General features: G+C 42.3%; 6 protein-coding genes. All 6 read left to right on the top strand.

From position 1 onward, the window contains the following. Positions 1-131: 131 nt before the first annotated feature. On the top strand, positions 132-455 hold the full coding sequence (locus tag ACRRU2_RS28375) for a transposase (RefSeq protein WP_432506801.1): 324 nt from the start codon (positions 132-134) through the stop codon (positions 453-455). 11 nt (positions 456-466) lie between these two features. Beyond that, positions 467-1,372, top strand: coding sequence for an IS3 family transposase (locus tag ACRRU2_RS28380; protein ID WP_432506807.1), 906 nt, complete (start codon positions 467-469; stop codon positions 1,370-1,372). 540 nt (positions 1,373-1,912) lie between these two features. Continuing rightward, positions 1,913-2,242, top strand: a complete 330-nt coding sequence (locus ACRRU2_RS28385) for a PadR family transcriptional regulator (protein WP_432506803.1) — start codon at positions 1,913-1,915, stop codon at positions 2,240-2,242. Positions 2,243-2,244: 2 nt separating this feature from the next. After that, positions 2,245-3,111, top strand: a complete 867-nt coding sequence (locus ACRRU2_RS28390; RefSeq protein WP_331702748.1) for a hypothetical protein — start codon at positions 2,245-2,247, stop codon at positions 3,109-3,111. Positions 3,112-3,122: 11 nt separating this feature from the next. Continuing rightward, positions 3,123-3,947, top strand: coding sequence for an aminoglycoside N(3)-acetyltransferase (locus tag ACRRU2_RS28395; protein WP_331702747.1), 825 nt, complete (start codon positions 3,123-3,125; stop codon positions 3,945-3,947). Between the two features lie 182 nt (positions 3,948-4,129). Next, on the top strand, positions 4,130-5,836 hold a 1,707-nt coding region (locus ACRRU2_RS28400; RefSeq protein WP_432506805.1), incomplete at its 3' end, for an S-layer homology domain-containing protein.

The raw sequence follows: 5,836 nt of genomic DNA on the forward strand, positions 1-5,836 counted from the left end.
TAGGACTTGACCAAATGTGATTGATGCCTATGCCTTTTGGGAGTTGTAACGGTTGTGACTATATAGCCCCCTAATCCATTTGGACACTCCAAATCATATAAGATACACTAAAGAAAGTGGTGGAGTGATTCATGAAAAGACGATTTCGATGCCCTGTTCAAACGAAAAAGGAGTTAGTGGTGGAGGTGTTAGCTGGCTACCGTGTAGAGGTAGTAGCAAGACAACATGGCATAGCTCCTAGGACGTTAAGCAACTGGGTGCGTCAATATCAGGATGAGGTGGATGATCTAATGGCTAAAAGAAAGAACGATGTAGAACAACTGAAACAAGATGCTACTCGCCTTCATGAAATCGAGAAGAAGTATAACGACGCCATGAAGATCATTGGCGAGAAAGAACTTGAAATCAATGTACTCAGAGACTTAGTAAAAAAAAAATATCCCGACTGGAAGTAAGCATCTACTGGATTGGGAAAGGCTATCCGGTACGCACAGTATTAAGGCTTTGTGGTGTTCCTCGTTCTTCTTACTATTACCATTTGAAACACCCAGAGCGCCGTACGCCTGTAGGAAAAGGTCGACCTATTCCGGGATACTCCTATGACCAAGCTGGAAAAGTCGTTTCAGACATCCGAATTAAAGGCTATTTGAGATGTTTAGTTAAAGGCCCTCATGGGGCATGCGGATATCGAAAATTAACTATCCTATTACGTCGAAAACACAAATTAATTATTAATAAGAAAAAGGTTTATCGTTTGTGTAAAGAGCTACAAATCCTCTCTCCTCAGCGCGTCATTAAGCATCCTGTACCGAAAAAGATTGCTCATAATCGCGTGGTTACTGGACCGAACCAACTGTGGCAGATGGATATCAAGTACGGATATGTAGCTGGAAAACGGCGCCACTTTTACTTAGCTAGCATCATTGATGTGTTCGATCGGAATATTGTGTCTTACCACAAGGGAAAGACCTGTCATACTAAGGACATCCTGCAGACGTTGCAAAAAGCACTAATGAAGCGACACATCCATGCCCAAGCACATCAACTGGTAATTCGTACAGACAATGGGCCTCAATTCATAAGCCAAGCCTTTCATACTTATTGCGAACAACAAGGGGTTGAGCATGAGCGAATTCCCAACCAAACACCAAACAAAAACGCATTTATTGAGTCCTTCCATAGCATTTTAGAAATGGAGTGCTATCGCCGTAATTGTTTTGAAACCTATGAAGAAGCATATATGGAAGTCGACCGATTCATTCGTTTTTACAACAATGAACGTTTACATGGAAGCTTAGAAGACTGGCCGCCAAGAGAATATTTAAAACGTGTAAACAACGGCCTTATTGATCCACCAAAAATTGCGCTATGATACGATTCAGTGAGTATTTACATGAAAGTGTCCAAACATAAGGGGTTGAACCGGTGAGCGGCGCTATTACGCGTAAAAACCCCCTTTTGGAATTGTAACGGTTGTGAATGACGTTATTTGCGAACAAATGACCAGATAGGCCGCATTTCATAGCCAATAAGCTCGCTCACAACCGTTACATTTTAAAATGCCGCTTTTTCGGTAAAATAGCGTTTGTGGCAACCGTTAGAATAAAAAAGATGTGATTATGAGCGCCTTTTTGGGCAATAAGAAAAAAAGGTGGAGAGCGGTCGGAACTTGATCGCACTGGCCGCCCTTTCATTTGCTTTTTGCCTTATCTATAATTAATCGACACCTTCCAAAAGTGAACTATGCGCCTCCAGCTGCAAGCTTGGAGGTTTATTTTTATACTCGAAAAGTATTGTCATTTTTCAGTTACTTGTAATACAATGTAGTGGAAGCTTGCAATACAAGTTACATAAAAACAAGGGTACTGTCGGTCTGTTGACCATTTATCCTTGAATGGCGGTGTTAGAAGAGTTGATCAATAAGACGCAAATGCTTAAAGGGATTTTAGAAGGCTGTGTATTAAAAATATTAAATGAAAAATCCTGTTACTCGCAGGAGCTGGTTCAGACGCTTAGGGAGAGAGGATTTGAAAATATAAGTGAAGGAACGCTATTTCCGCTGCTGCTTCGGTTAGAGAACGAAGGGTTATTTGAAACGAAGAAGGTGCAGTCGAGCCTTGGCCCTAATAGAAAATACTATAGCTTAAGCAGTAAAGGAAAAGATGAGTTAGCTGAGTTTATTGGGGTTTGGAATGAGTTCAAGTTAACGGTCGATCATATTTTAAGGACAACGGGGGATTAAATATGGGTAAAGCTGCTAGAGAGCAAATGCTTAAAGGTGAATATAAGGAACTTTATAATCGCGTAGTAACGCTGCTTAAAGAAGATGTCCAGCCTGGCGAAGAAAGAGATCGTGCTATCTCTTCCATGCTTCAATTACTATTAGAGGCGGAGGCTGAGCAGCGGCCTGTCCCGGAACTGTTTCCGGAAGGATTTGAAAGTTTTTATCAAGAGTTAGTCGAAGCATTGCCTGTTTATACACGTGAAAGCCGGTCGGTTAAAAAACGCAAAGCCAAGATGATGCTGGGTGCTGCTGCTTCAGTATTGTGCTTGACGATAGTTCTAGGAGTGCTGTGGCAGACGGGATACATAGGTATGTGGAGAGAGGGTATCGCTTTTGCGGCAGGTTCGCTTGATAAGTATAGTTATGACCATGGCGTAATCGATGGCGAGTTTGAAATTACGATTGACTTGAACGATTTAGACAGCAATAAAGGAAAAGTATTGTACGATAAGGATGGACTGCTAATAGATGTGGCTGTTGTTGATGAGGTAGGCCTAATGGGAGGAGGATACCGCATTCATTTTCGCTCCCATGGCAAATACAGCTTGAATCAGGCAACACTAGTATCAGGCAATAAACATTATGCGACAGAATCACGCTGGTACTCGTCCTCAGTCGATGCTGAGCTTCGCTCAGAATATAACGGGAAGCAATATAAGGGGAGCGTTATGGGAGGCTCTGCTCTAAATTATAAAGATGGGGACATGTTTTCGTTTTATCTCTTTCCTCAGGAGGCCTATAAGAGCGGTGAGGTAACCTTGAAAGAAGATGGTAATGTCAAAGTTATCGTTTCGAATTTGAGCCTGAATCAATGGAATAAGAAATAAGGAGCTGGAACATGAGCGAGCATGACACTATAAACCGTACAAAATTGCCTAATACCGTAAGCAGCATCGTTCGGGAATTAACACAGTTAAATATTGCAAAGGGTGATAATCTTCTCGTTCATTCCTCGTTGTCCAGTCTTGGCTGGGTGTGTGGAGGGGCGCAGGCGGTTGTGGAGGCATTACTGGAATCGGTTGGAGACCGAGGTACGTTGACTATGCCTGCACAAAGTGGAGATTGGAGTGATCCAAGCGAGTGGGGGAATCCGCCAGTACCACAAGAGTGGTTTCAAACTATTTATGAAGAAATGCCAGCTTTCGATGCTGCGGTAACGCCAACGCGGGGAATGGGAAGCATTGCTGAGCTGTTTAGAACCTATCCTGGAACTTTAAGGTCACAGCACCCGCAGGTTTCTTTTTGTTCAAACGGCAGCATTGCCGAGTATATAATAGCTGACCACCCGTTAACCCCGCAATTTGGTGAGGATTCTCCCCTTGGCAAGCTTTATAATAGCGGCGCAAAAGTACTTTTGTTAGGAGTCGGTTTCGATTCCTGCACAAGCTTTCATCTGGCTGAGACCATGCTTGCTAATATGCCTGTAAAAAAGATGGGGACAGCCATGTTCGACGATGGGGAGCGGGTGTGGAAGTGGTTTGAAGACTACGCTTATGATGCAGGTGATTTTGCAGAGCTGGGTAAGAGCTTTGCAGAGGCGGGGGCTGTTCAGCGCGGGAAGATAGGCGAGGCAGAATGTATGTTTTTTGACTTGAAGGAAGCAGTTGATTTTGCATGTCTATGGCTGGAAAGGCATCGGTTTTCTAGGGAAATCCGCCCCTAGTAGGTAACGTTATATGAATGAAAACATGAGACGAATTTGCGATAAAAATGAGATCCGATTACGATTACTGTCCTTTACAATATTAGAAGGTGGCGGAGCTTTAAAAAAGTGTCCAAAGGGTATCGTGGACGGTTCCTAAGAAGAAATGGGCAGTCGGAAGGGAGAAGGAGGACCTTTTACTTATGAATATGCAGGAAAGACTGAAGCCGATGGAAAATAAATTAACGCTTATTATCGCATTCATTTTTTTACTATCACTCGGCGTCGTAGCTGGACAATATGCCCAAGCAAACGAGAGGGGTACCATTTTTACAGATATAGAGCCAGGCAGTGAATATGAGGATGCTTTGGCAAGCCTTGTGCAACAAAAAATTATTTTGGGCTATTCGGATGGAACCTATCGTGCCTCGGAAAAATTGAATCGTGCGCAAGCAGCGATAATTCTCGCTAGAGCTCTACAGCTCAACTTGGAAATGGCAGATAACCCCGGCTTCCAAGATGTGAATGAAAGCTCCACATATTACAAGCCGATTGCTGCTGTAGTAAGTGCCGGGATATTCCAAGGGTATTCAGACGGAACATTCAAGCCCCACCAATTGCTTACACGTGCAGAAATGGCAAAGATTCTCGTCATTTCCTATCAGTTTCCAGAAGAAAAATTAGCGGTAAACCCTTTTAAGGATGTTCCTTCAGCGAGTTGGTATGCCCCTTACGTGACCTCGTTGCTACAAAATAAGATTACATTAGGAACTTCACCGACAACGTACTCGCCGAACGAAGCCGTTAATCGTGGGGATATGGCGTTATTTATATACCGTTGTCAATTGGCGCAACAACTGACGGAGCGGATAATCGAGTCTAAAGTGACGACAATCACTTCAGATTCCGTTCAACTGGGTAACGATAGCTTTTCGTTATCTGACGATCAAAAGGCTTGGATTACGCCTGAAAATCTTTCGATATTAAAAAACTCACGAATAAAGGCTCACATTATTGGAGGAAAAATAAGCCGTATTGAATCAGTTACTATTTATGCAGATGGGCGATTACATGATGATAAGGCAAATTCAAATGTAGTGTTATCAGGTAATGGAGCTGTTATTGGTGCTACCATGATTATAAAAGGCGACCATTTGTCCATTAAAGACGCCACTATAACAGGAGATCTTATAATAGAAAGCGAAGTCCAAAACAGCTTTTATGTTGAAAATGTACTGGTGAAAGGTTCAACGATACTATTAAAGCCACGAGAATTAGTTACATCGAAGCTGTATAGCTCAATTGTTTCGTTAGATAACAAAAAGAACGATCTTCCCAATTTACATTTTCATAAATCAATCCTGCAATCTGTTAAAGTGGCCTTGGAGGGCTCCACCGTTACGTTGACAGGTGAAACCAAAGTTAATGAAATAGATCTTTTAGTTGACGCTAGTATCGAGGCGGACGCAAGTATTGGCATCCCCATCGTCAGAGTTGGAACAGGATCCTTATACACAGTGTTAAATGCAAGGATAGATTCTCTTTTCATAGAAAATACGAATAGTAGAATTACCCTTGGAAACGAAGCTAAAATTGAGGATTTACGCTTAGAACTGAAAAACAATGTGAAATTAATTTTTCTCAATTATGAGCTGATAAAACACAAAATTATTAGAATTAATGGCGTACTAAATATCGATTTGCAGCCTTCGGCTGGCGGAACACCGAACTCGGGAGAAAATTCTAATTTAATTGCAGCCAAAAATGCTGTTGCTTCTTTATTCAGGGACAGTACCAAAACAGCTTTAAAAGCTAGTGTGGATCAAGCCGCTATTGACGCTGCTAAAGCAAAAGTCGATCTAGTGGCGGATAGTGCGGAAAAGTCTACTTTGCTCGCAGATATTCAATAT

It is taken from the genome of Paenibacillus sp. GXUN7292 (assembly GCF_050864975.1).
In the GTDB taxonomy this organism is placed as follows: Bacteria; Bacillota; Bacilli; order Paenibacillales; family Paenibacillaceae; genus Pristimantibacillus.

Coding starts and splice junctions, on each gene's coding strand:
- ACRRU2_RS28375 (WP_432506801.1), top strand. CDS start 132: ATGAAAAGACGATTTCGATGCCCTGTTCAAACGAAAAAGGAGTTAGTG.
- ACRRU2_RS28390 (WP_331702748.1), top strand. CDS start 2,245: ATGGGTAAAGCTGCTAGAGAGCAAATGCTTAAAGGTGAATATAAGGAA.
- ACRRU2_RS28395 (WP_331702747.1), top strand. CDS start 3,123: ATGAGCGAGCATGACACTATAAACCGTACAAAATTGCCTAATACCGTA.